This is a genomic window from Aeromonas salmonicida subsp. salmonicida, from assembly GCF_001643305.1.
Taxonomy (GTDB): domain Bacteria; phylum Pseudomonadota; class Gammaproteobacteria; order Enterobacterales; family Aeromonadaceae; genus Aeromonas; species Aeromonas salmonicida.
The window spans coordinates 54,955-75,796 of record NZ_LSGW01000118.1 but is presented as its reverse complement, the minus strand read 5'-3'; the positions used below and the strand labels follow the sequence as shown (position 1 = coordinate 75,796).

General features: G+C 57.8%; 23 protein-coding genes. 16 read left to right on the top strand and 7 right to left on the bottom strand.

Annotated elements, in window-relative coordinates; all coding sequences use genetic code 11:
* Positions 1-56: 56 nt before the first annotated feature.
* On the top strand, positions 57-896 hold the full coding sequence (locus AXW79_RS21540; RefSeq protein WP_005319951.1) for a PfkB family carbohydrate kinase: 840 nt from the start codon (positions 57-59) through the stop codon (positions 894-896).
* A 298-nt stretch (positions 897-1,194) separates the two neighbouring features.
* Positions 1,195-1,647 carry an Rrf2 family transcriptional regulator gene (locus tag AXW79_RS21535; RefSeq protein ID WP_005319948.1) on the top strand — a complete coding sequence of 151 codons (453 nt, stop codon included), beginning with the start codon at positions 1,195-1,197 and terminating at the stop codon, positions 1,645-1,647.
* 101 nt (positions 1,648-1,748) lie between these two features.
* On the opposite strand, the gene AXW79_RS21530 is transcribed toward AXW79_RS21535, so the two are convergent.
* Positions 1,749-2,261, bottom strand: a complete 513-nt coding sequence (locus AXW79_RS21530) for a ferredoxin-type protein NapF (protein ID WP_005319946.1) — start codon at positions 2,259-2,261, stop codon at positions 1,749-1,751.
* A gap of 138 nt (positions 2,262-2,399) precedes the next feature.
* Between AXW79_RS21530 and AXW79_RS21525 the strand changes: the two genes are divergently transcribed.
* Together AXW79_RS21525 and rmuC are read left to right on the top strand one after the other, a co-directional pair.
* Positions 2,400-2,615: a hypothetical protein gene (locus AXW79_RS21525; protein ID WP_005319942.1), complete on the top strand. Its 216-nt coding sequence runs from the start codon at positions 2,400-2,402 to the stop codon at positions 2,613-2,615.
* The gene (gene rmuC / locus AXW79_RS21520) at positions 2,612-3,952 is read left to right on the top strand and encodes a DNA recombination protein RmuC (protein WP_005319939.1); all 1,341 of its coding nucleotides are present in this window, start codon (positions 2,612-2,614) and stop codon (positions 3,950-3,952) included. The genes AXW79_RS21525 and rmuC overlap by 4 nt, the downstream gene beginning before the upstream one ends.
* 87 nt (positions 3,953-4,039) lie before the next feature.
* On the opposite strand, the gene AXW79_RS21515 is transcribed toward rmuC, so the two are convergent.
* The 5 genes from AXW79_RS21515 to def form a co-directional block, all read right to left on the bottom strand.
* Positions 4,040-5,482 carry a TrkH family potassium uptake protein gene (locus AXW79_RS21515; RefSeq protein WP_005319936.1) on the bottom strand — a complete coding sequence of 481 codons (1,443 nt, stop codon included), beginning with the start codon at positions 5,480-5,482 and terminating at the stop codon, positions 4,040-4,042.
* 95 nt (positions 5,483-5,577) lie between these two features.
* Positions 5,578-6,954 carry a Trk system potassium transporter TrkA gene (gene trkA / locus AXW79_RS21510; RefSeq protein ID WP_005319933.1) on the bottom strand — a complete coding sequence of 459 codons (1,377 nt, stop codon included), beginning with the start codon at positions 6,952-6,954 and terminating at the stop codon, positions 5,578-5,580.
* Between the two features lie 157 nt (positions 6,955-7,111).
* Positions 7,112-8,404, bottom strand: a complete 1,293-nt coding sequence (rsmB, locus tag AXW79_RS21505) for a 16S rRNA (cytosine(967)-C(5))-methyltransferase RsmB (RefSeq protein ID WP_005319930.1) — start codon at positions 8,402-8,404, stop codon at positions 7,112-7,114.
* A 45-nt stretch (positions 8,405-8,449) separates the two neighbouring features.
* On the bottom strand, positions 8,450-9,394 hold the full coding sequence (gene fmt, locus AXW79_RS21500; protein WP_005319927.1) for a methionyl-tRNA formyltransferase: 945 nt from the start codon (positions 9,392-9,394) through the stop codon (positions 8,450-8,452).
* 12 nt (positions 9,395-9,406) lie between these two features.
* The gene (gene def, locus AXW79_RS21495) at positions 9,407-9,919 is read right to left on the bottom strand and encodes a peptide deformylase (RefSeq protein ID WP_005319924.1); all 513 of its coding nucleotides are present in this window, start codon (positions 9,917-9,919) and stop codon (positions 9,407-9,409) included.
* 108 nt (positions 9,920-10,027) lie between these two features.
* Between def and AXW79_RS21490 the strand changes: the two genes are divergently transcribed.
* From AXW79_RS21490 to AXW79_RS21450, 9 genes are all read left to right on the top strand, one after another.
* Positions 10,028-11,116 (top strand): LysM peptidoglycan-binding domain-containing protein, encoded by a 1,089-nt coding sequence (locus tag AXW79_RS21490; RefSeq protein WP_005319921.1) that lies wholly within the window; start codon positions 10,028-10,030, stop codon positions 11,114-11,116.
* Position 11,117: 1 nt separating this feature from the next.
* Positions 11,118-12,233 (top strand): DNA-processing protein DprA, encoded by a 1,116-nt coding sequence (gene dprA, locus AXW79_RS21485; protein WP_011899213.1) that lies wholly within the window; start codon positions 11,118-11,120, stop codon positions 12,231-12,233.
* On the top strand, positions 12,226-12,699 hold the full coding sequence (locus AXW79_RS21480) for a DUF494 family protein (RefSeq protein ID WP_005319913.1): 474 nt from the start codon (positions 12,226-12,228) through the stop codon (positions 12,697-12,699). Before dprA ends, AXW79_RS21480 begins: the two co-directional genes overlap by 8 nt.
* A 55-nt stretch (positions 12,700-12,754) precedes the next feature.
* Positions 12,755-13,312: a DNA topoisomerase family protein gene (locus AXW79_RS21475; RefSeq protein ID WP_005319910.1), complete on the top strand. Its 558-nt coding sequence runs from the start codon at positions 12,755-12,757 to the stop codon at positions 13,310-13,312.
* Between the two features lie 74 nt (positions 13,313-13,386).
* Positions 13,387-13,890 (top strand): 5-(carboxyamino)imidazole ribonucleotide mutase, encoded by a 504-nt coding sequence (purE, locus tag AXW79_RS21470; RefSeq protein WP_005319907.1) that lies wholly within the window; start codon positions 13,387-13,389, stop codon positions 13,888-13,890.
* 99 nt (positions 13,891-13,989) lie between these two features.
* Positions 13,990-14,550, top strand: coding sequence for a Sua5/YciO/YrdC/YwlC family protein (locus AXW79_RS21465; RefSeq protein ID WP_005319904.1), 561 nt, complete (start codon positions 13,990-13,992; stop codon positions 14,548-14,550).
* A gap of 106 nt (positions 14,551-14,656) precedes the next feature.
* Positions 14,657-15,565, top strand: a complete 909-nt coding sequence (hemF, locus tag AXW79_RS21460) for an oxygen-dependent coproporphyrinogen oxidase (RefSeq protein WP_005319901.1) — start codon at positions 14,657-14,659, stop codon at positions 15,563-15,565.
* Positions 15,566-15,668: 103 nt separating this feature from the next.
* Entirely contained in the window at positions 15,669-16,490 is an 822-nt protein-coding gene (gene aroE / locus AXW79_RS21455; RefSeq protein WP_005319899.1) for a shikimate dehydrogenase, read from the top strand.
* Entirely contained in the window at positions 16,487-16,747 is a 261-nt protein-coding gene (locus AXW79_RS21450; RefSeq protein ID WP_005319897.1) for a DUF1488 family protein, read from the top strand. Before aroE ends, AXW79_RS21450 begins: the two co-directional genes overlap by 4 nt.
* A gap of 812 nt (positions 16,748-17,559) precedes the next feature.
* Here the strand turns inward: AXW79_RS21450 and yihA are convergent.
* Complete coding sequence (gene yihA / locus AXW79_RS21445; protein WP_005319896.1) at positions 17,560-18,213, bottom strand: ribosome biogenesis GTP-binding protein YihA/YsxC; 654 nt, start codon at positions 18,211-18,213, stop codon at positions 17,560-17,562.
* A 142-nt stretch (positions 18,214-18,355) separates the two neighbouring features.
* On the opposite strand from yihA, the gene AXW79_RS21440 reads away from it, so the two are divergent.
* From AXW79_RS21440 to AXW79_RS21430, 3 genes are all read left to right on the top strand, one after another.
* Entirely contained in the window at positions 18,356-18,973 is a 618-nt protein-coding gene (locus tag AXW79_RS21440) for a c-type cytochrome (protein ID WP_005319894.1), read from the top strand.
* 830 nt (positions 18,974-19,803) lie between these two features.
* Complete coding sequence (yihI, locus tag AXW79_RS21435) at positions 19,804-20,385, top strand: Der GTPase-activating protein YihI (protein ID WP_005319890.1); 582 nt, start codon at positions 19,804-19,806, stop codon at positions 20,383-20,385.
* Positions 20,386-20,396: 11 nt separating this feature from the next.
* A complete protein-coding gene (locus AXW79_RS21430) occupies positions 20,397-20,837 on the top strand; it encodes a DUF2489 domain-containing protein (protein ID WP_005319885.1) in 441 nt (146 codons plus the stop codon).
* The last annotated feature ends 5 nt before the right edge of the window (positions 20,838-20,842 follow it).

Here is a 20,842-nt window from a genome sequence, read left to right as displayed (position 1 = left end):
AGGGCCGTCAGGGCCCTTTCTCATATACTGGGGGCCCTTGTCAGTGAGGCTTCTCCATGTCCCGCATTCTGCTGCTTGCCAATCTCAACTGTGATCATGTGCTCTCCCTCTCCGAACCCCTGGTGGCCGGTGCCCGTCTGCAATACGTGGATCAGGGCCGCCGGCTGGGGGGCGGTGCCGCCAACACCGGCATAGGGCTGGTATGGGCAGGCCACGAGGTGACCATCGCCTCCCGCATCGGGCTGGATGAGGCCGGCGACTGGCTGCTGGAGCAGGCGGCGGGTTACGGGCTGGACTGCTCTCATGTGGAGCGCTTCGGGGGCGAAACAGGGGAACTGCTGATCCTGGTGGATTCCACCGGCGAGCGCACCATCCTCAGGCGGCCGCGTCGCCCCGACCTGCCTGGCGACTTGCCGGTGGAGGGGGTGGACTGTCTCTACGTGAATTATCCCGGCACCGCCATCACAGGCTATATGCGCCAGATGCTCGGCAAGAGTTTCGTGGTGGCTCAGTATCCCAAGGGCGGGCAGGCTCGCCGTCCCTGTCACGTGCTGGTGGCCTCCCGCTCCGATCTCGGCGAGGTGAGCGCCCCTTGGCTGCATGCGCGTCAACTGGCCGGGGAGCAGCTGGAGTGGCTGGTGCTGACCGAAGGCAAGGCGGGGGCCGTGGCCATCCATGGTGAGGAGCAGATCCGGGTCGCGGCGCGGCCCGTGTCAGTGGTGGATACCACGGGAGCGGGGGATGCGTTCGCCGGTGGCCTGATCCACGGACTGGCGCGAGGCATGGCGATCCAGGATGCCTTGCAGTGCGCGGTGGACTGGGGCGCCTTCGCGGTTGCCTCCGAGAGCTCAATTCCCTCCACCGCGCTGAAAAACTGGCTCAAGCAGCCCCATTGAATCCACACAGCAGGAGTCGTGTGGTGCACGCCTATCCGCGCCGGCCTTGGGGATGGCGCGGCGAAGTTAGCCGCCCAAAACCCCTCAAACCCGGGAGCCAGCCTGCAAGTTTGCGATCAATCAAAGAAAGTGTCGATTTATGTGCATCTTCATCGACACCCGCCTGAGCTGCTCTTAACCTTGTCACTCCACGACTCGGATTAAGATGCGGACTCTGCGCGGGCGCAAGAGCTGTCCCGCCTCTTAGCTTTAGGTTGTCGTCCTGATTTCCAGCTTGTAGTAAGAGGCAAGTGCGACCATGCAACTGACACGATTTACCGACTATGCCCTGCGTACCCTGACTTTTTTGGCGGTTCAGCCGGGAGATCGCCTGTCGACCATCACTGAGGTGGCCGATACCTTTGCCATCTCCCGCAACCACGTGGTCAAGATAGTGCATCAGCTTGGGATCAAGGGGTACATAGAGACGGTACGCGGCAAGCATGGCGGCATCCGCCTCGGTCGCTCCGCCGTCTCCATCAACCTGCGTGATGTGGTGATGGACATGGAACACGTGCTCTGCCCTGTGGATTGCAAGCGCGAGAACTGCCGCCTCTCCGGTGGCTGTCGCATTCAGGGTATTCTGCGCCGCGCCATGAACGCCTTCCTCGAGGTGCTGGGGGAATACACATTGGCCGATGCGGTGCGGGATCCCACTCGTCTCTGTCACCTGCTCGGCATTGAGCACGACTCCATTCTGGCCATGGCATAGAGCCAGCGTCAGACCATGAGGGGCCCACGGGCCCCTTTGTGTTTTCTGGCGTCTGGTAGCAGTGGAATATGGCTTCAGTGCTGAAGACGGGGTTCTGGGGGTCAAAGCTGTGGGATCAGGGTGATGGCGCCGTGCAAGCAGGCGAGACCGCAGGCACCGCAGCCATCACACGCCGCCATGTTGACGCTCACCCCATCGCTGGTAGCCTTGATCGCCTGCTGGGGACAGGCATCTTCACACAGCAGGCAGTAGAAGCCCTGTCGTGCCTGACAGCTCGCTTCAATCTGAACCCGGGTCTGCACCTGGCGCCCCCATTGCAGATCGAGAGCGCCGGTCGGGCAGGCTCTGGCACAGCTGCCACAATAGCTGCACTGGCCGCAGGCGAGATCCAGCACAGGGGTGCCGGCGATGGCGGTACCTTCGTATTCGGGTTGACTGGCCGGTTTGAGCAGGCCGTTGGGGCAGGCCTTGAAGCACTCACCGCAACGGGTGCAGAGGGAGAGGTACTGGGACTCTTCGATGGCCCATGGCGGGCGAGCCTCGTGACAGACCACGTCCGGTTTGCGGGTGCCCCCCAGTGCGTGCGTCAGCCATCGACAGAAAAAATGAGTCATGCTCACCCCCGATACCTATTAGGGGTTAATTTTATCCAAGTTTCTGCTGGCAAGCCAGAGAATAGCGGCGGTCAGGATCGCAAGCCGGGTTGCCCTTGTGTAAGCTAGGCGGGTCTTTTTGCGGGATTGAATGAACTCATGTGGTTATTTTTGTGGCGTGCTTCTCTGTTGTATATCTTCCCTCTGCTGATGTGGGCTTACTGTCGCATCAAGGGTATCGAATTCGCCGAGCTCGATACCGGGGTTAACAGTCACAAGTGGGTGGTGCTGGCCGCCTACCTCCTCTACGTGCTGCTCTGGCTGCTGCTCAACCGTTACCTTGAGCTCTTCCTGCGTCAGCGGAGCCGCAAATGATCGAGCTGGCGACCTGGGGGCCGGCGCTGCTGGCAGCCCTGCTCGCCCTCTGTGTCGGCTGGTTGGCAGGGCGCCGCTTTGCCAGCGCCCAGGAGCAGGAGTTGCTGCTGACCCAGGAGCGCCATCAGGCGCTGCAGGATCGCTTCGACGAATTGCAGGATGAGCGGATGCAGGGTCAGCAGAAGCTTGATCAGCAGCAGACCCTGCTCATCAAGCTCACTGCCCGCCTCAAGGATGCCGAAGCCACCCTGCGCAGCGAGCGACTGGCCGCCGCCGAGAAGCTGCAACTGCAGCGGGATGGGGAACAGCGTCTCAGCCAGCAGTTTGAAAACCTCGCCAATCGTATTTTCGAGCAGAATTCGGGTAACTTTCGCGACCTGAACCAGAACAGTCTGGATCTGCTGCTGACACCGCTGAAAGAGCAGCTGGAAGGCTTCCGTCGCCAGGTGGGAGAAACCCACGCCCAGGAGACGGCCCAGCGCCACAGCCTCAAGTTCGAACTGGAGCGTCTGGCCGAGCTCAATGCCCGCATGACCGAAGAGGCGGCAGCCCTGACCCGCGCCCTCAAGGGGGACAGCAAGCAGCAGGGTAACTGGGGGGAGGTAGTGCTGGCCCGCATCCTCAGTGAATGCGGTCTGCGTGAGGGCCACGAGTACCACACCCAGGTCAATATCGAGCTGGACAAGGGCAAGCGCTATCAGCCCGACGTGATCGTCCATCTGCCGCAAGAGAAAGACATCATCATAGACGCCAAGGTGTCGCTGACCGCCTACGAGCGCTGGTACAACACCGATGACGCGCTGGAAAAAGCGGTAGCGCTCAAGGAGCACGTCGCCTCGGTGCGCAACCATATCCGCGAGCTGGGCCGCAAGGATTACCAGCAGCTGCCCGGGGTGCGTACCCTCGACTACGTGTTGATGTTTGTGGCGGTGGAGCCCGCCTTCCTTACCGCGCTGGAGGCGGACCCTTCCCTGGTACGCTTCGGCCTCGACAATAACATCTTGCTGGTAAGTCCCACCAACCTGATGGTGGCGCTGCGGACCATAGAGAACCTGTGGCGCTACGAACGGCAGAACCAGAATGCCCGCCAGATTGCCGAGCGTGCCGGGCGCCTCTACGAGAAGCTGCGGCTGTTTGTGGAAGAGATGCAGCAGATGGGGGGCAGTCTTCACAAGGCGCAGGAGAGCTATGACAAGGCGATGGGGCGGCTGGTCAACGGCCGTGGCAACCTGATCGCCCAGGTCGAGCGTTTCCGCGAGCTGGGGGTGGAGGTGACCAAGCCCCTGCCCGAGACGCTGGTCAATCGTGCGCTGGAACGGGAAGACCCGGCCGAATAGCGCCGAGCCTTGCCAGCATATGAGATGGAGAAGGGCAGCCGCAAGGCTGCCCTTCTGTTTTCTGTGTTATCGCTATCCTGGCAGGAATTACTGCTTCCAGAACGAGGGGAAGAAGATCACGGCCACGGTCAGGATCTCGAGGCGCCCCAGCAGCATGCCGAACGACAATATCCACTTGGCAGAGTCCGGCAGGGTGGCGAAGTTGGTGCTGGGTCCTATGACGGGGCCCATGCCGGGGCCCACGTTTGCAACCGCAGTGATGGAACCCGAGATGGCAGTCAGGGGGTCCAGGCCGATGGCGGCGAGCAGGGCGGCGATCAGCAATATGATGGCGAAGTAGGCCAGCACGAAGGAGATCATGGATCGAATGATGGCATCGCTGACTGGGCGGCCGTTGTACTTCTGCGGGAAGACAGCTGAGGGATGCATCAGCTGGCGCATCTGCTTTTTGAACAGGGCGAATGCTACCTGCACCCGGAAAATCTTGAGACCGCCGGCAGTGGAGCCGGAACAGGCGCCCAGTGCCAGCAAGATGATGAAGATGATGCTGGTGAGGGGTCCCCAGGTGCCGAAGTCGCCGAGGCCATACCCCGTAGTGGTGAGCACGGAGACGATATTGAAGCTGCTGATGCGCAGGGCATCCATAAAGCCGTAGATATCTCTGACCCACAGATAAAATGTGACGACGACTGTGACCCAGACTACCAGCCAGAAGAAGCCCTGCACCTGAGCATCCTTGAGCAAGCTGTTGTCACGGCGACTCAGGCTCTGCACATAGAGCAGGAAGGGCAGCCCCCCGAGAAACATGAAGAGGGTACCTATCCAGTGCGCCGAATGGGAAAAGTGGGACATGGATTGGTCCGAGGTGGAATACCCCCCGGTACTGAGCGTGGTCATGGCGTGGTTGACCGCCTCGAACAGCGTCATGCCGCTCACCCAGTAGGCGAGGAAGCAACACATGGAGAGCACCAGATAGACCACCACTATGTTGTTGGCCACCGTCTTGGCGCGGGGGGCACTCTTGTCAGACCAATCCGAGCTCTCGGTCTGGAACAATTTCATGCCGCCTACGTTGAGGTAGGGCAGTACCGCCACCGCCATCACGATAAAGCCCACGCCCCCCAGCCACTGCAGGGTAGAACGCCACAGCAGTATGCTGTGTGCCATGCCGTCCAGCCCCGAGAGCACTGTGGATCCCGTGGTGGTGACCCCTGACATTGTCTCGAAATAGGCATCGGCAAAGCCGATGTGGGTGATGAAGACGAAAGGCAACGCCCCGAAGATGCAGGCCACGACCCAGACAGAGGTGGTGAGCAGGAACATCTCACGCACGCCGAGGTGAAACGCCGCCTTGCGGCCGTAGTGGAGGCAGAGCAAAGCAGCACCATGGGTGATCAGCACGGATTTGAGGAACTCGACAAATCCCTCCGAGCCGGTGAACAGGGCAAGCAGGGTGGGCAACCACATAAACAGGGCCAGCTTGGAGAGCACCAGCCCCAGAGTGAAGATGATAGGACGCAGCTTGATCATGCAGGATAACCTGGTCGTTGAGTGACAAGAGACCCGGATACTTCCATTGGGAGGCAGTGCCGGGTCTGGGTTGTGCTGGCTGGATGCATGGCAGATTACAGGAAGAAGGGACTTGGCTGGAATAGCCGTTCCACTTCCGGTATGTACTTCTTGTCCACCAGGAACATCACCACATGGTCATCCTGCTGGATCTGGGTGCGATCGTGGGCGATCAGCACCTCATCACCGCGGACAACGGCGCCTATGGTGGTGCCGGGCGGCAGCTTGAGCTCGCCCACCGTCTTGCCCACCACCTTGGAGGTGTTCTCGTCACCGTGGGCTATGGCCTCGATGGCTTCGGCCGCCCCGCGGCGCAGGCTGTAGACGTTGGCAATATCGGCCCGGCGCACGTGGGTCAGCAGGGCCGAAATGGTGGCCTGCTGTGGCGAGATGGCGATGTCGATGGAGCCGCCCTGCACCAGATCCACGTAGGCGCTGCGCTGGATAAGCACCATTGTCTTCTTGGCACCCATCTTCTTGGCGAGCAGGGCCGACATTATGTTGGCCTCATCCTCGTTGGTGACCGCGATGAAGACATCGATCTGATCGATGTGCTCCTCGGCCAGCAACTCCTGATCCGCTGCATCACCACAGAAGACGATGGTGTTCTCCAACTGTTCCGAGAGTTGCTCGGCCCGTTTCTGGTTACGCTCTATGAGCTTGACGCTGTAGCGCTTCTCCAGCTGACGGGCGAGACCGGCCCCTATGTTGCCACCCCCGACTATCATGATGCGGCGATAAGGGCTCTCGAGCCGCTGGAGCTCCGACATGACGGCCCGAATATGACCGGCGGCAGCGACGAAGAACACTTCGTCATCCGCTTCTATGATGGTGGTGCCTTGCGGACGGATGGAGCGGCCCTGGCGGAAGATGGCCGCTACCCGGGTCTCTATGTTGGGCATGTGATCCCGCAGAGTGGAGAGAGCATTGCCCACCAGGGGGCCACCATAGTAGGCCTTGACTGCCACCAGACCCACCTTGCCACCGGCAAAGTCCACCACTTGCAAGGCGCCGGGATATTCGATCAGTCGGCGAACATAGTCGGTGACCAGCTGTTCTGGCGCTATCAGGTGATCCACCGGCACGGATTCCGGTAAAAACAGCCGGTCCCGCTCGGTCAGATAAGCCGGGGAGCGAATGCGCGCCACCTTGTTCGGGGTATTGAACAGGGAGTAGGCCACCTGGCAGGCGATCATGTTGGTTTCGTCGCTGTTGGTGACCGCCACCAGCATGTCCGCATCCTGTGCACCCGCCTCGCGCAGTACCCTGGGGTGGGCGCCGTGACCATTCACCACCCGCAGGTCGAACTTGTCCTGCAGCTCCCGCAGACGGTCGCTGTCGGTATCGACTATGGTGATGTCGTTGTTCTCTCCGGCCAGGTTTTCGGCCAGGGTGCCACCGACCTGGCCTGCGCCCAGAATGATGATCTTCATTGGGACCCCTCTTGGGACGAGGATGGGTTGTTACCGCTGACAATATGGCAGGGATCAGTCATCAACATGGTGATTTTCATAGGGAAAACGTGCTCGATGTTGCGCAGTAATGGGGGCTGTCAGCCAGCACCCCTCATGATCATGGTCACTGCTCTGCCTATCGCTTGATCAGCTTGGCGTAGTAGAAGCCATCCATCTCGGCTTCGCCTGGCAGGAACTGGCGGCCCGGACAATCTGGTGTGTCCTGCGCGTGCAGCGGCACCAGGGTTGCATCCGGCGTAGTGGCCAGGAAGGCGCGGATCTGTTCGCGGTTCTCTTCCGGCAGCACTGAGCAGGTAGCGTAGAGCAGAGTACCGCCGCTTTTCAGTTTCGACCAGAGGGCGATCAGAATACGGCGCTGCAACTCGGCCAGCTCGCGGATGTCCTGATCCCGGCGCAACCACTTGATGTCGGGGTGACGACGGATGACACCGGTGGCGGAGCAGGGGGCGTCCAGCAGGATGCGGTCGAACTGGCCTTGTGGCCACCACAGCTCAGGGGTGCTGGCATCGCCATGGATCACCCGGGCCTGGAGGCCGATACGATCCAGGTTTTCCTGCACCCGCTTGAGGCGGTTCTCGTCGGCATCCACGGCCACTACGCCAGCCAGCGCGGGTTGACGCTCAAGCAGGTGGGCCGTCTTGCCACCGGGAGCGGCACAGGCATCCAGCACCCACTCACCCGGCTGCGGATCGAGCAGTCGGGCGGCCTGTTGGGCAGCACCGTCTTGCACCGAGCAGTCACCTGTCTCGAAACCGGGCAGCTTGGTCACGTCGCAGGGACGTTCCAGCAGAATGCAATCTTCGCCCTCCTGACCGGCAACCGCATTGATGCCGACCTCGGCCATGCGAGCCAGCATCTGCTCGCGGCCCTGGCGCTGGCTATTGTTGCGGATCCACATGGGGGGGCGCTGATTGTTGGCCTCCATGATGAATTCCCAATCTTCGGGATAGGCCTGACGCAGGCGCTTGGTGAGCCACTCCGGGTGACCGAGGCGAATACTGGGGACTCGGTCGATGCGCAGCAATATGACTTCGGCGCTGCGCTGGAAGTTGCGCAGCACACCGTTGATGAGGCCGCGCAAGGAGGTACCCTTGAGCAGCTTGACGGCGTTGACTGTCTCGGCCACGGCAGCGTGGGCCGGAATGCGGGTGTAGATGAGCTGATAGAGGCCGACCAGGATCAGATAGTGGAAGATGCGGCTCTTGTTCTTGAGCGGCTTGTCCATCATCTCGCCCACCGCAGCGTCGAGGCGGGGCAGCCAGCGCAGGGTGCCATAGCAGAGTTCTTGCAGGAGGGCGCGATCGCGGGGCGCAACCTTCTCCTGGGCAGCAGGCAGAACAGCGGAGAGGGATTGGCCCTGATCCAGCACCTGTTGAATAACGAGAGCGGCCTGTGCACGTGTTTTCATAGTGTTACCTTAGATGCGCAAGTCGGGGCCTGGGCCCCGCTTGTTTCAATTCAATTGCGTGCCGGGTTCAAACCAGTCGCGGCGAGAGTTGAGCAGATCCGAAACGGACATGGCCTTCTTGCCGGGTGGTTGCAGGGTCAGCAGGCGCAGGACACCCAGGCCAGTAGCGATGTCGATCCCCTGCTTGTCGGCCTTGAGCAGGGTGCCGGTAGGTTGGCCATGGTCGCTGTTGATGACCTCGGCCTGCCACACCTTGATAGTCTGTCCCGCCACCTCAAACCAGCTGATGGGCCAGGGATTGAAGGCGCGGATGCAGCGATCTATGGCGACGGCTTCCATCGACCAGTCGATGCGAGCCTCCTCTTTGGAGAGCTTCTCGGCATAGTTGGCCAGCGCATCGTCTTGCTCCTCGGCTGCGGTTTCACCGGCGGCCATGGCATTGATGGTGTCGACCAGTGCCTGCGGGCCCAGCTCGGCCAGCTTGTCATACAGGCTGGTGGAGGTTTCGTTGGCGGCGATGGGACAGGTCACTTTTCTGATCATGGCGCCAGTATCCAGCCCCACATCCATCTGCATGATGGTCACGCCGGTTTCGGTATCACCCGCCCAGATGGAGCGCTGGATCGGGGCTGCACCGCGCCAGCGCGGCAGCAAAGATCCATGCACGTTGATACAGCCCAGACGCGGGGTATCGAGCACCACCTTGGGCAGGATCAAGCCGTAGGCCACTACCACCATCAAGTCGGCGCCCAGAGAAGCCAGTTCGGCTTGCGCCTCTTCTTTGCGCAGGGAAGCTGGTTGGTAAACCGGCAGATTGTGGGTCAGAGCCAGTTCCTTGACCGGGCTGGCGGTGAGCTTCTGACCACGGCCAGCAGGCTTGTCCGGCTGGGTATAAACGGCAACGACCTCGTGGTCGGAAGACAACAACGCCGCCAGGTGACGGGCGGCGAAGTCGGGAGTACCGGCAAAAATCAGTTTCAGCTTATTCAATGGGGCAGATCCTCAGAGGGCTTTGCGATCTTCACGGGCCATCTTTTCCAGCTTCTGGCGAATGCGCTGGCGCTTGAGCGGAGACAAGTAATCCACAAACAGCTTGCCGATCAGATGATCCATCTCATGCTGTATGCAGATAGCGAGCAGATCGTCCGCTTCCAGCTCGAACGGCTGGCCGTTGCGATCCAGTGCACGTACCTTGACCCACTCGGCGCGTGGCACCAGAGCTCTGTGGTCGGGCACCGAGAGGCAGCCCTCTTCGATGCCTGTGCTGCCCGCTTGCTCGAGGATCTCGGGGTTGATCAATACCAGAGGATCTTCACGGTTCTCAGAGACATCGATCACTATGATGCGCTGATGAATGTCGACCTGAGTGGCGGCCAGGCCTATGCCTTCCTCCGCGTACATGGTTTCGAACATATCATCTACAATGTGTTGTAACTCGGGTGTAAAGGTCTCGACAGGGGCTGCAACTGTGCGCAGACGTTCATCGGGAAAACGCAATACATCTAGAATGGCCATAGTTTTTTCTTTAGTTTCGTATAAATGCAGTCAATATTGGCGTAATTCTAGTCATTTACGCCGACAAAAAACAGCAACACTTTGCGCGCAGAAGTAACAGGGAGTGTTATGTATCTGAAGCAAACCATCCTCGCTTGCCTGCTGGCCACTCTGAGCCAGGCTGCCATGGCCGACCAGTTGACACTGAAAGCGGGTTATCCCGAGCGCTATGTCGTGCAAAAGGGTGACACCCTCTGGGATATTTCAGGCCGGTATCTGGCACAACCCTGGCTCTGGCCCCGTCTCTGGAACATCAATCCCCAGATTGCCAACCCGCACTGGATCTATCCCGGTGACGTGCTGCATCTGAGCTGGGTCAATGGCGAGCCTCGCCTCGGCAAAGCGATGCAGGGGGGCAAGCCAGTGGTTCACCTCTCTCCCAAGAGCCGTTACGAGAACAAGGCCAATCCGATCCCGACGTTGCCGCTCAGCGAGATAGGTCCCTTCCTGCGTACCGACCATATCCTGGCCGACAGCCAGCAGGCGAAACCGCTGCCTTATGTGCTCGGCAACGATGAGGCGCATATCGGCATGCTGGAGGGAGACACACTGTATGTACAGGGATCGCTGACCCCGGGTCAGGACTACGGCATCTACCACCCGGGGAGCTTGTACAAGGACAAGGAGACAGGTGAGTTGCTGGGGCAGGAAGCTGTGTTTGTCGGCACGGCCAGAGCCGAGGAGCGGCTGGCGGATGATCGTACCCGAGTCACGCTCAGCCACAGCCAGCGGGAGGTATACCAGGGAGACAAGGTGATGCCCTTCCCGCCGCAAGAGAGTCTCTTCGCCGTATTCACTCCTAAAGCCGCGCCCGTTATTTCGCCGGGTTACATCATAGATCTGCTGAGCAAGACTCGTGGTGGCGGCAAGTTTGACGTCGTTCTCATCAATAAGGGGCTGCGCGATCAGGTTTCCCCCGGCGATGTGCTGGAGGTGCGGCGACCTGGCGCCCAGCTGGTGAGCAAGAACGGCAAGGTCGCTTACAAAGAGTACTCTTCCGTCTATGACAAGGCGTTCTATTCTGCCGGCAAGCCCTCCCTGCCGTCGGAGGCGGTGGCGCGCGTCATGCTGTTCAAGGTGTACGACAAGCTGAGCTACGGCCTCATCATGCAGAGCCAGGGCATGGTCAGCTCCGGCTATCAGGTCAGTAACTTCTAACGTGCCATTTCCATCCGGGCGGCTTTCACTGTGGCTGACGCTGGATGCCGTTACTGGCATAGGCCCGGTTACTGCCTCCCGCCTGCTTGCCCGCTTCGATGGTGACATAAAAGCCCTGTTTGAGTGCGATGATGGCGGTTTGCGGGCGCAGGGTCTCCACTCGTCCCAGATACGGCAGCTCAGATGGCCGCTGCCGGTGGTAGAGCTGGGGCTGAACTGGGCTGCCATGCCCGGCAATCACCTGATTTGTCCCGATGATCCCGCCAATCCCGACCTGCTGAAAGAGATCCCTGCCGCCCCCTTGCTGCTCTATTGTCGCGGAAATGTCGCAGCCTTGTCGTTGCCGCAATTGGCTATGGTAGGGACGCGTCATCCCACTTATGCCGGCAAGGACAATGCCGCGCGTTTGTGTAGCGAGCTGGTAGGGTGTGGACTGGCGATTACCTCGGGGCTGGCGCTCGGCATAGATGGTGTCTGCCATCAGCAGACGCTTGCTGCGGGCGGTATCACGCTTGCGGTGTTGGGCTCCGGCCTGGATTGCCTCTATCCCAAGCGTCATCAGGGGCTGGCTGGCCAGATCCTGGAGAGCGGCGGCTTGCTCATCTCAGAGTTGGCGCCGGACAAGGGGCCGCTGGCCGAACATTTTCCCCGTCGCAACCGCATCATCAGTGGCCTGTCGCTGGGTACCCTGGTGGTGGAGGCTGCCGAGCAGAGCGGGTCACTCATCACGGCGCGTTACGCACTGGAACAGGGGCGCGAAGTGTTTGCCGTGCCGGGAGCGCCACAAAATGGGCAGGCTCTGGGTTGCAATAAATTAATCCAGCAGGGGGCCAAACTTGTGTTGAGTGCGGCCGATATAGTGGAAGAGCTTCCCGGATTGGTCAGTCTGGTGCGCAAAGAGGCTGGATTGCTTGAGCAAGAGCATAATAGCGAATTGCCTTATGCCGATTTGTTGGATAACGTAGATTATGAGACCACGAGCGTGGATACCGTCGCCGAACGGTCCCAGCTTCCTGTCGAAGTGGTATTGGGCAGGTTGGTAGAGCTGGAACTGGCAGGCGCAGTGATAGCGGTAGCCGGTGGATACGTCAGAGCGAGGAGGGCGAATCATGTTTGATGTACTGATGTACCTTTTCGAGACCTACATCCACAGCGATGCAGATGTGATGGTCGAACAAAATGAACTCACCGACGAACTGAGCCGGGCCGGTTTCGACAAGGACGAGATCGAGAAGGCGCTCAACTGGCTGGAAAGGCTGGCCAATCTGCATGATAGCGAGCGGGAGGTGTATGTCGCCGCCAGCGCGCAAGGCTCGATGCGTATCTATGCCCCGCAGGAGCTGGCCCGCCTTGGTACCGAGTGCCGCGGCTTTCTGCTCTTTCTGGAACAAGCCCAGGTGCTGAATGCCGAAACCCGCGAAATCTGTATCGAGCGACTGCTCGAGCTGGATAAACCGGATATCGAGCTGGATGACCTGAAGTGGGTTGTCATGATGGTGCTGTTCAATGTGCCGGGCAGTGAAAATGCCTACCAGCAGATGGAAGAGCTGGTGTTTGATGAGTCCGACGGCGTCATTCACTGACAGTCTGGTGTCGCGCTGGTAGAATTCAGGCCATCTGAATTTCAAGGCGCGGCACATGTCAAAAATCGATCATCATCTCTTTTCTGCTCACGAGCATGGGTTCGAGCGAGAGCCGTGCCCGCAGTGTGGTGCCGAGCTGGTGATCCGCCAGGGCAAGCATGGCCCTTTTCTTGGCTGCTCCGCCTACCCCTCCTGTGATTACATCCGTTCTCTGACACCGTCCGGTCGTGACATCGAGAAAGTACTTGAGGGGTCAGCTTGCCCGGATTGTGGCCAGCCGCTGGCAATCAAGAAGGGTCGTTACGGCTTGTTTGTAGGGTGTACCCAGTATCCGGCCTGTCAGCATATTGAGTCTCTGCAGGAGAGCGATGATACCCAGATCCTCTGCCCCGAGTGTGGCAAGGGTCATCTGGTGAGCCGTACCTCCCGTTACGGCAAGCAGTTTTACTCCTGTGATGGGTATCCCCATTGTAAATATGTGGTGAATGACAAGCCGATCCCCATGCCTTGTCCCGAATGTGGCTGGGGCATCATGGTGGAGAAAAAAGTGAGGGGAAATCTGAAGTGGATCTGTCCGCAAAAGAAATGCGGCCATCAAAGTGAGCAGGTATAATCCCGCCGCCGTAACCAAATTGAAACGTTTTCGGCGCACTTCAACCCCCCACTTGGAGTAAGGAAATTCCCACCATGAATAAACCTTTTGTTGCCGTATTGATGGGCTCTGACTCTGATTTTCCCGTGATGCAATCCACCCTTGAGATCCTCAAGTCGTTTGATATCGCAGTGGAAGTGAAAGTAACCTCTGCGCACCGTACTCCGGCTGCGACCCATCAGTATGTGACCGATGCCGAGTCCCGTGGTTGCAAGGTCTTTATCTGTGCTGCCGGTTTGGCGGCTCACCTGGCGGGTGCCGTTGCCGGCATCACCACCCGTCCCGTGATCGGGGTGCCCATCGACGGTGGTCCGCTCAAGGGGCTGGATGCACTGCTCTCCACCGTGCAGATGCCGGGTGGCGTGCCAGTGGCAACCGTGGCGATCGGCAAGGCCGGTGCCAAGAACGCAGGTTACCTGGCAGCCCAGATGCTGGCGGTGGCTGATGATGAACTGGCAGCCAAAGTACGTGCCGAACGCCAGAAGAATGCCGAAGAGGTGATGGCCAAGGATGCCGCCCTGCAGGCCCAACTCAAGTAAGTGATGAGGTGACAGCCCGCTGTATATGGTGCGGTTGTCGCCTTGCAGGCTTAACTCAACCAAGTAATGAGGTGGCAGCCAGGCTGCCGCATTTTTCCTATGTCTACTGAATTTGAACAAGCGGTTGCCGCCCTTCACGGCGAAGGGGTGATCGCGTATGCAACCGAGGCCGTGTTTGGTCTGGGGTGTGATCCTGACTCCGAGCTGGCGGTGCAGCGCCTGCTGGCCATCAAGCAGCGTCCGGTGGAGAAGGGCCTGATCCTGATTGCCGCCGATCTGGTGCAGTTGCAGGATTATATCGATCTGAGCCAGCTTAGCGGTGAGCAGCTGGCTCGGGTTGAAGCCAGTTGGCCCGGTCCCTTCACCTGGATCATGCCGGCTCGCGCCACGACACCCACCTGGCTCACCGGCCAGTTTGATACGCTGGCTGTGCGAGTCACCGCACACCCACAGGTGCAGGCCTTGTGCCGCGCCTTCGGCAAGCCCCTGGTTTCTACCAGCGCCAACCTGACCGGTGAAGAGCCCGCCCGTCGGGTCACCGATATCGGTGAGCTGCTGGCAAGCAAGCTTGCCTATATCCTGCCCGGTGAAGTGGGTGGGCAAGCTAACCCATCCGAGATCAAGGACGCCCGTACCGGCGCCGTCATTCGTCCCTCCTGAGCGGATAGACTCTTTTTTGCAGTAATGCCGATGGGCGTGGAGCTCATGGCGTGACATCACAATAAAATGGACAGGGCGTTCAAGATCCTGCCTGACTGGAGACAAGATGAGCAAACCGGATGTGGCCCAGGTCAAGGCCTTCCTGTTGCAGTTGCAGGACGAGATCTGCCGAAGCCTGGAGCAGGCCGACGGCGTTGGGCGCTTTGTTGAGGATGCCTGGGCCCGTGAGGGCGGTGGCGGTGGTCGAACCCGCGTAATGCGCCACGGCGACATGATTGAGCAGGGTGGGGTCAACTTTTCCCATGTCTATGGTGATGCCATGCCAGCCTCGGCGACGGCTCATAGGCCCGAGCTGGCCGGTCGCAAGTTTGAGGCCATGGGGGTGTCGCTGGTGATCCATCCGCACAATCCCTATGTGCCGACCAGCCATGCCAATGTCCGTTTTTTCATTGCCGAGAAAGAGGGCGAGGAGCCCATCTGGTGGTTCGGTGGTGGTTTCGATTTGACGCCGTTTTATCCCTTTGCCGAGGATGTGCAGCACTGGCATCGAGTGTCACGCGATCTCTGCCAACCCTTTGGCGAAGATATTTACCCCGAGTTCAAATCCTGGTGCGATCGCTACTTCTTCCTCAAGCATCGCAACGAGACGCGGGGGGTGGGTGGCCTCTTCTTCGACGACCTGAATCGTTGGCCCTTTGCTGACTGCTTCGCCTTTATGCAGGCGGTAGGCCGGGGTTATCTCGATGCCTATCTGCCGATCATTGAGCGACGCAAGGCGCAGCCCTATGGCGAGCGGGAGCGGGAGTTCCAGCTCTATCGCCGCGGTCGTTATGTCGAATTCAATCTGGTGTACGACCGGGGCACCCTGTTCGGGTTGCAGACCGGTGGACGTACCGAGTCGATTCTGATGTCGATGCCGCCACTGGCACGTTGGGAGTATGACTGGCAGCCGGAAGCGGGCAGCCCGGAGGCCTTGCTCTACACAGACTACCTCGCGCCGCGAGAGTGGCTGTGACCCGAGGGGCCATGACGGCCCCTTTTTATTGGCCGATATTCGGCTTGTTCCTGAGTGCGAAAACCCGTTAAATCGGAATATTGCCCTCTGATGGAACTCTTTGATGGATCGTTATCTGGTTTTTGGCCACCCGGTGCGCCACAGCAAGTCCCCCTTCATTCATACCCTGTTTGCCAGACAAACTCAGCAAGAGCTGGAGTATGGTCTGGCTGAACCTGCCGTCGACGAGTTTGCTACGACCCTGCGGGCCTTCTTTGCGCAAGGAGGCAAAGGGTGCAATGTCACAGTACCGTTCAAGGAGCAGGCGTTTGCGTTGGTTGACAGTTTGAGCCCCCGAGCCAAACGGGCGGGTGCCGTCAACACCATCAAGCTGACCGATGACGGTGTACTGCTGGGAGACAATACCGATGGTGCTGGTCTGGTGGCGGACCTGAAGTCTCATGGTGTGGCCTTGGCCGGGAGCCGGATCTTGCTGCTGGGGGCCGGGGGAGCCGCCCGTGGTGCTTTGGCTCCGCTGCTGGCCGAGCATCCGACAGAACTGGTGATTGCCAACCGAACGCACGCAAAAGCGCAGCAACTGGCGGCCGAGTTTCATGATCTGGGGGTGGTGACAGCTCTGACCTACGAGCAACTGGGCGGGACGTTTGATCTCATCATCAACTCCACCTCCGCCAGCCTGCAAGGGGAGCTGCCGCCCCTCTCCCCTGCACTGATCCACGCGGATATTGCCATCTACGACATGATGTATGGATCCATGGATACCCCTTTCATCAGCTGGGCCAAACAGTACGGTGCCCGTCAGGCTATGGATGGGCTGGGTATGCTGGTTGAACAGGCGGCGGAGGCATTCACCGTGTGGCGAGGAATCCGCCCAGGAACTAAACAGGTATTGAGAGAGCTGAAACGAAATCTGGGGACTCTATGAATCAAGGCATCCTGTTTCCCGAACTGGCGGCCTGGCAGCCGGACGAACAGAGGATACATTTTCCAGTCCAGCAGATGGGGGCATTGATCAATTGCTACATCAGTCGTCGGCGCCTGGAAAAAATGACCGGACTCTCCCTCGTCAAGGAGGAGGACATACTGCGTGCTTTCGAGAGCGTTCGTTTTGACATTGAAGATATTGCTGAGAAACTCATTGAAGAACAAGAGTTTGCAGAGGATGGATCCATCTACCTCTGAGTGTTCCAAGTTTTTTCTCAAAGCGGCGGAACTTGTGAGAAATACCGCTGACTAACTAGATAGTTGAGGAAGTGCTAGCTAGTCACCTTTATAACTCCCCGGTATTCGTACTGGGGATTTTTTTATCTGCATGAAAAGTAAGTATTTTTACCAAGTCTTCTTTCGTGAAACTTAATTACATAAATTACTTTCACTTTTTGCTGCTTTGCTATACAGTTAGCGACGTAGGGTACAGAGGTAAGATGTTCTATCTTTCAGACCTTTTATTTCACGTAATTGAATGTGGCTGAATAGCTGCCCCGATGAGTATTCGTCGGGGTGTTTTTTTATGCACCCAATTTAGAGTAAATGCTTTAGTTTTGGCAAGTATTTGCTAGAATGAAAGGGCTTCTTGAGGAAAACCAGTCGTCTTTGTTCTCAAGATTTAGCTTCTTCCCAATTTTTGAACTGATTGTTTCAGGCCGGTACTGCACCAGTGGTACTGGCTTCATTTTTATCCCTTCTTTATCCCTTCTTTATCCCTTCCATACCTCGAAGTGTAATTAAATTTCATTTTGGTACTTCTTGCGTGATGTGCTTGCCGTTTGATAGCAAAAATATGAAACCGTTATCATGTCGATATGAAGTTAATTATTAATTGAAATTAACTTCATATCCTATTGATTGATAATGATTTTACTAGGATTGCTAGAAGGGCATATCGGTGGGGATTGAGCGTTGGCAGGAAGCAGTCGAACTGAAAGTCTTTCAATCAGCGGAGGGTCAGCTCCGCTAATTGCAAGAGAGAAGCAGCAGGAAGATGGAGGAATGTATTATTCCTCAACCTGCTCTTGCTCATCGTTATCGGCAATTTCATCGGCACCCGCCAAGTACCAGCCAGACAGAGTCTGGGCCAATTTTTCCACCCCTATGTTGTTAAGGGAGGAGAAAGCTTCCACCTGGATCTGCGGGCCCAGGTCGGCAATGGCCTGGCGTACCTTGATAACCTGATTGTTGCGGGGACCAGGGCTCAGCTTGTCAGCCTTGGTCAGCAGCAGCATGACCGGCAATTCACGGTGTGAGCTCCACTCCAGCATGTTCATGTCGGTATCTTTGAGCGGGTGGCGGATGTCCATCAGGATCACCAGGCCTTTCAATGACTCGCGGCGCTGCAGGTACTCTGCCAGTGACTTTTGCCACTTGAGCTTCATTTCCAGCGGAACTTGCGCATAACCATAGCCCGGCAAATCGACCAGACGCTTGCCCGGCTCCAGTTCAAACAGGTTGATCAACTGGGTGCGACCCGGTGTTTTACTGGTGCGAGCCAGGTTCTTGTGTTTCGTTAAGGTGTTCAATGCAGATGACTTACCGGCATTGGAACGGCCGGCAAACGCAATCTCGACACCCCCATCATTTGGCAGGTGGCGGATGTCGGGTGCGCTGGTCACAAAATGCACCTTATTGAAATTCAGAGTTTGTGTATCCAACGTAAATTCCCCATAGAGATAGAGGGTTATAGAGTTACTTTTTTGTGAAATCGTGTAAAATGACGTCGCTTAAACGCGTTTATTTTAACATGCCTTCAGCGGCATGGGATCTGGAAGCCTAATAACGAGAAGTTGGAACGCCATGAAGAACCTAGTCATTACTCTTGCTCTGATGGTTGGCGTAACGGGGATGGCACAAGCCAAGGGCGATGCCGCTGCGGGACAATCCAAGGCTGCCGTGTGTGCGGCTTGTCATGGACCGGACGGAAACAGCCTTGTTGATATGTATCCCAAGATTGCTGGTCAGCACGCATCATATATCAAAAAGCAATTAGTTGAACTGAAGGCTGCAGCTTCTGGCCAAATTGGTCGAGTCGCACCTATCATGGGGCCTATGGCTCTCCCCTTGTCTGAACAGGACATGGAAGACCTTGCTGCCTACTTCTCCAGCCAGAAGGTAACACCGATAGCGGTGCCTGATGATGCTGTAGCAGCGGGTAAAGCGCTCTATATGGGTGGAGACATGAGCCGTGGTCTGGCTGCCTGCACTGCCTGTCATGGTCCGCGTGGATCAGGTATAGAACAGGCGAAATATCCAAGTCTGTCCGGCCAACATCCTGCTTATATCAAGGCTCAGCTCACCGCCTTTCGTGTGGCTGCCCGTGATAATGATCCGAATGGCATGATGCAGGATGTTGCCAAGAAGCTGACTGATCAGGACATCGAAGCGCTTTCCAAATATGTGGGCGGTTTGCACTGAATCATGTCTGATGATGTACCCCATTGATATGAACGAGGAGCCACTGGCTCCTCGTTTCTTTTTGACCTTTAACTCCATTTGGCCAGTTTTCTCGCATTGCTGTAAGAGATCCCCCATTCATCGGCCTGGCCAAGGCTTAAACATTTTTCAAATTATGTTTAATAATTCATTAATTTCAATATGTTAAATAAGAGTGATAGGTTTATCTCCGTTTGAAAACGTTATCGGTGGATTGAGCCGCTTTATTAAGTTGATACAGTGAATATATGGAGCGGCCCACAGGGCCATTCACGACCGGGATGTTGTGAAGACAGGATGTCGATTTGGCGGGATGCCACAGAACCACGCAAATGACAGGCAAGGGATGGAAATACCAGGATGGTGACTGCTCAGGAAGAGCCGGGCTGCGGGATGCAACCACCCCAGAGTGATGACCGGATGTCGTCCCCATGGGTCAAAGCAAGCACACGCACATTCAGGATCGACCAATTAAGGTCAAGATGACCACATACAAAGATATGATGCGCAGAGGTATCACCACGGACAGGGTGATTTGCAGCCAGGGATGGGACTCGCATAAACATATCAAGGCAGCTTCGGCTGCCTTTTTTCTTTTGGGTCATTAACCCGATTAGCCATTCTGTGTCAAAATACCAGCAACATGCCCAGAGGATACCGATCCTGCGGTGTTCAGAGGCCAGCAATGGCCGGATTGGTGCGGGATCCCACTCTTGTTTCTAGTCCACTGTTCCCCGTGTCTGTATCTTCCCCGGATGATTCTCATCCCGGGTGCGGGCTTCAATCCAGTTATTTGTCGGAGTCAGTCATTCATGTCGGCTAAACAACCCAATCGCAAGCCTACCGGTAAGCGCAAAGAATCAGATGCCAGTGCCCTGGACGGCCGTGAGCGCAAACGCGCTGCCAAGCGTAAGGGCTTGAAGGCGGGTTCCCGCCAGCAGGCAGAGCAATCCAGCAAGAACAACAATGGCAAGCAGGCCAAGGATCCACGTATTGGTTCCCGCAAGCCGGTCGCCTTGATCGTAGACGAGAAAGGTGCAAAGCCAGTTGCGCCCAAGCCTGCGAAAGAGAAGAAGCTGGTGATGACGCCGGAGCAGGAGCTGGCTGCCATCGAGAATGATGATCGCCTGAATGACCTGCTGGATCGCCTCGATGCTGGCGAGACGCTGGAAGCGACCGAGCAGGCCTGGGTTGACCAGCGTGTCGATCGTTATCAGGAATTGATGGATGAGCTTGGCATCATAGACAACGATGATGACGAAGAAGACGACGGCTCATTCGACGATGCCAGTTATGAGGCGCCGACCCAGCCCGCCTCCGAAGAGGAGCTGTGGGATCGTTTCACTCAGGTCGACTATCAGCCTGAGCCCAAGCCAGAGCCGAAGAAAAAGTGATGAGTGGATGGATGCTGGCCGCCTCGTTGGGCGGCCTGATTTTGCTGGGACTGGCGGTGTATACCGGTACCCTGCTGGCTCGTCTCAAGCGCCAGCGCGATATGCAGCAGCAGGCCATAGCTGCGCGCAATGAACGCATTCTCGACAGCGTACGGGTGATCGCCCATGCGGTGCGGGATGGTCAGTGCGACTATTCCGAAGGTGCCATTCGGCTGACCAATTTGCTGGATGCCTTGCAGATTAAGGAAGGGCGCGTTTTTGCCAGCGAATTTCCGGGTCTGTACAGTCTCTATGAGAAGGTGAAAGAGATGCCGACTCATGAGGCGAGACGTGCCCTCAAGCGCAATGAAGTGATGAAGATGGATCTCGAACGCAGTGGCTATGAGGCCGAGCTGGAGGCACAGATCCTCAAGGATGTGGCCCAACTGAAGGATTTTCAGTTAAGCCGCTGAGCCCT

Bases quoted from the DNA above. Each gene is read 5' to 3' on its own strand.
- AXW79_RS21480 (WP_005319913.1), top strand. From the start codon at position 12,226: ATGTTTGATGTACTGATGTACCTTTTCGAGACCTACATCCACAGCGAT.
- def (WP_005319924.1), bottom strand. From the start codon at position 9,919: ATGGCCATTCTAGATGTATTGCGTTTTCCCGATGAACGTCTGCGCACA.
- trkA (WP_005319933.1), bottom strand. From the start codon at position 6,954: ATGAAGATCATCATTCTGGGCGCAGGCCAGGTCGGTGGCACCCTGGCC.
- AXW79_RS21530 (WP_005319946.1), bottom strand. From the start codon at position 2,261: ATGACTCATTTTTTCTGTCGATGGCTGACGCACGCACTGGGGGGCACC.
- rsmB (WP_005319930.1), bottom strand. From the start codon at position 8,404: ATGAAAACACGTGCACAGGCCGCTCTCGTTATTCAACAGGTGCTGGAT.
- AXW79_RS21540 (WP_005319951.1), top strand. From the start codon at position 57: ATGTCCCGCATTCTGCTGCTTGCCAATCTCAACTGTGATCATGTGCTC.
- hemF (WP_005319901.1), top strand. From the start codon at position 14,657: ATGAGCAAACCGGATGTGGCCCAGGTCAAGGCCTTCCTGTTGCAGTTG.
- rmuC (WP_005319939.1), top strand. From the start codon at position 2,612: ATGATCGAGCTGGCGACCTGGGGGCCGGCGCTGCTGGCAGCCCTGCTC.
- AXW79_RS21465 (WP_005319904.1), top strand. From the start codon at position 13,990: ATGTCTACTGAATTTGAACAAGCGGTTGCCGCCCTTCACGGCGAAGGG.
- aroE (WP_005319899.1), top strand. From the start codon at position 15,669: ATGGATCGTTATCTGGTTTTTGGCCACCCGGTGCGCCACAGCAAGTCC.
- yihI (WP_005319890.1), top strand. From the start codon at position 19,804: ATGTCGGCTAAACAACCCAATCGCAAGCCTACCGGTAAGCGCAAAGAA.
- AXW79_RS21440 (WP_005319894.1), top strand. From the start codon at position 18,356: ATGAAGAACCTAGTCATTACTCTTGCTCTGATGGTTGGCGTAACGGGG.
- AXW79_RS21450 (WP_005319897.1), top strand. From the start codon at position 16,487: ATGAATCAAGGCATCCTGTTTCCCGAACTGGCGGCCTGGCAGCCGGAC.
- AXW79_RS21490 (WP_005319921.1), top strand. From the start codon at position 10,028: ATGTATCTGAAGCAAACCATCCTCGCTTGCCTGCTGGCCACTCTGAGC.
- AXW79_RS21535 (WP_005319948.1), top strand. From the start codon at position 1,195: ATGCAACTGACACGATTTACCGACTATGCCCTGCGTACCCTGACTTTT.
- AXW79_RS21515 (WP_005319936.1), bottom strand. From the start codon at position 5,482: ATGATCAAGCTGCGTCCTATCATCTTCACTCTGGGGCTGGTGCTCTCC.
- AXW79_RS21475 (WP_005319910.1), top strand. From the start codon at position 12,755: ATGTCAAAAATCGATCATCATCTCTTTTCTGCTCACGAGCATGGGTTC.
- AXW79_RS21525 (WP_005319942.1), top strand. From the start codon at position 2,400: ATGTGGTTATTTTTGTGGCGTGCTTCTCTGTTGTATATCTTCCCTCTG.
- AXW79_RS21430 (WP_005319885.1), top strand. From the start codon at position 20,397: ATGCTGGCCGCCTCGTTGGGCGGCCTGATTTTGCTGGGACTGGCGGTG.
- purE (WP_005319907.1), top strand. From the start codon at position 13,387: ATGAATAAACCTTTTGTTGCCGTATTGATGGGCTCTGACTCTGATTTT.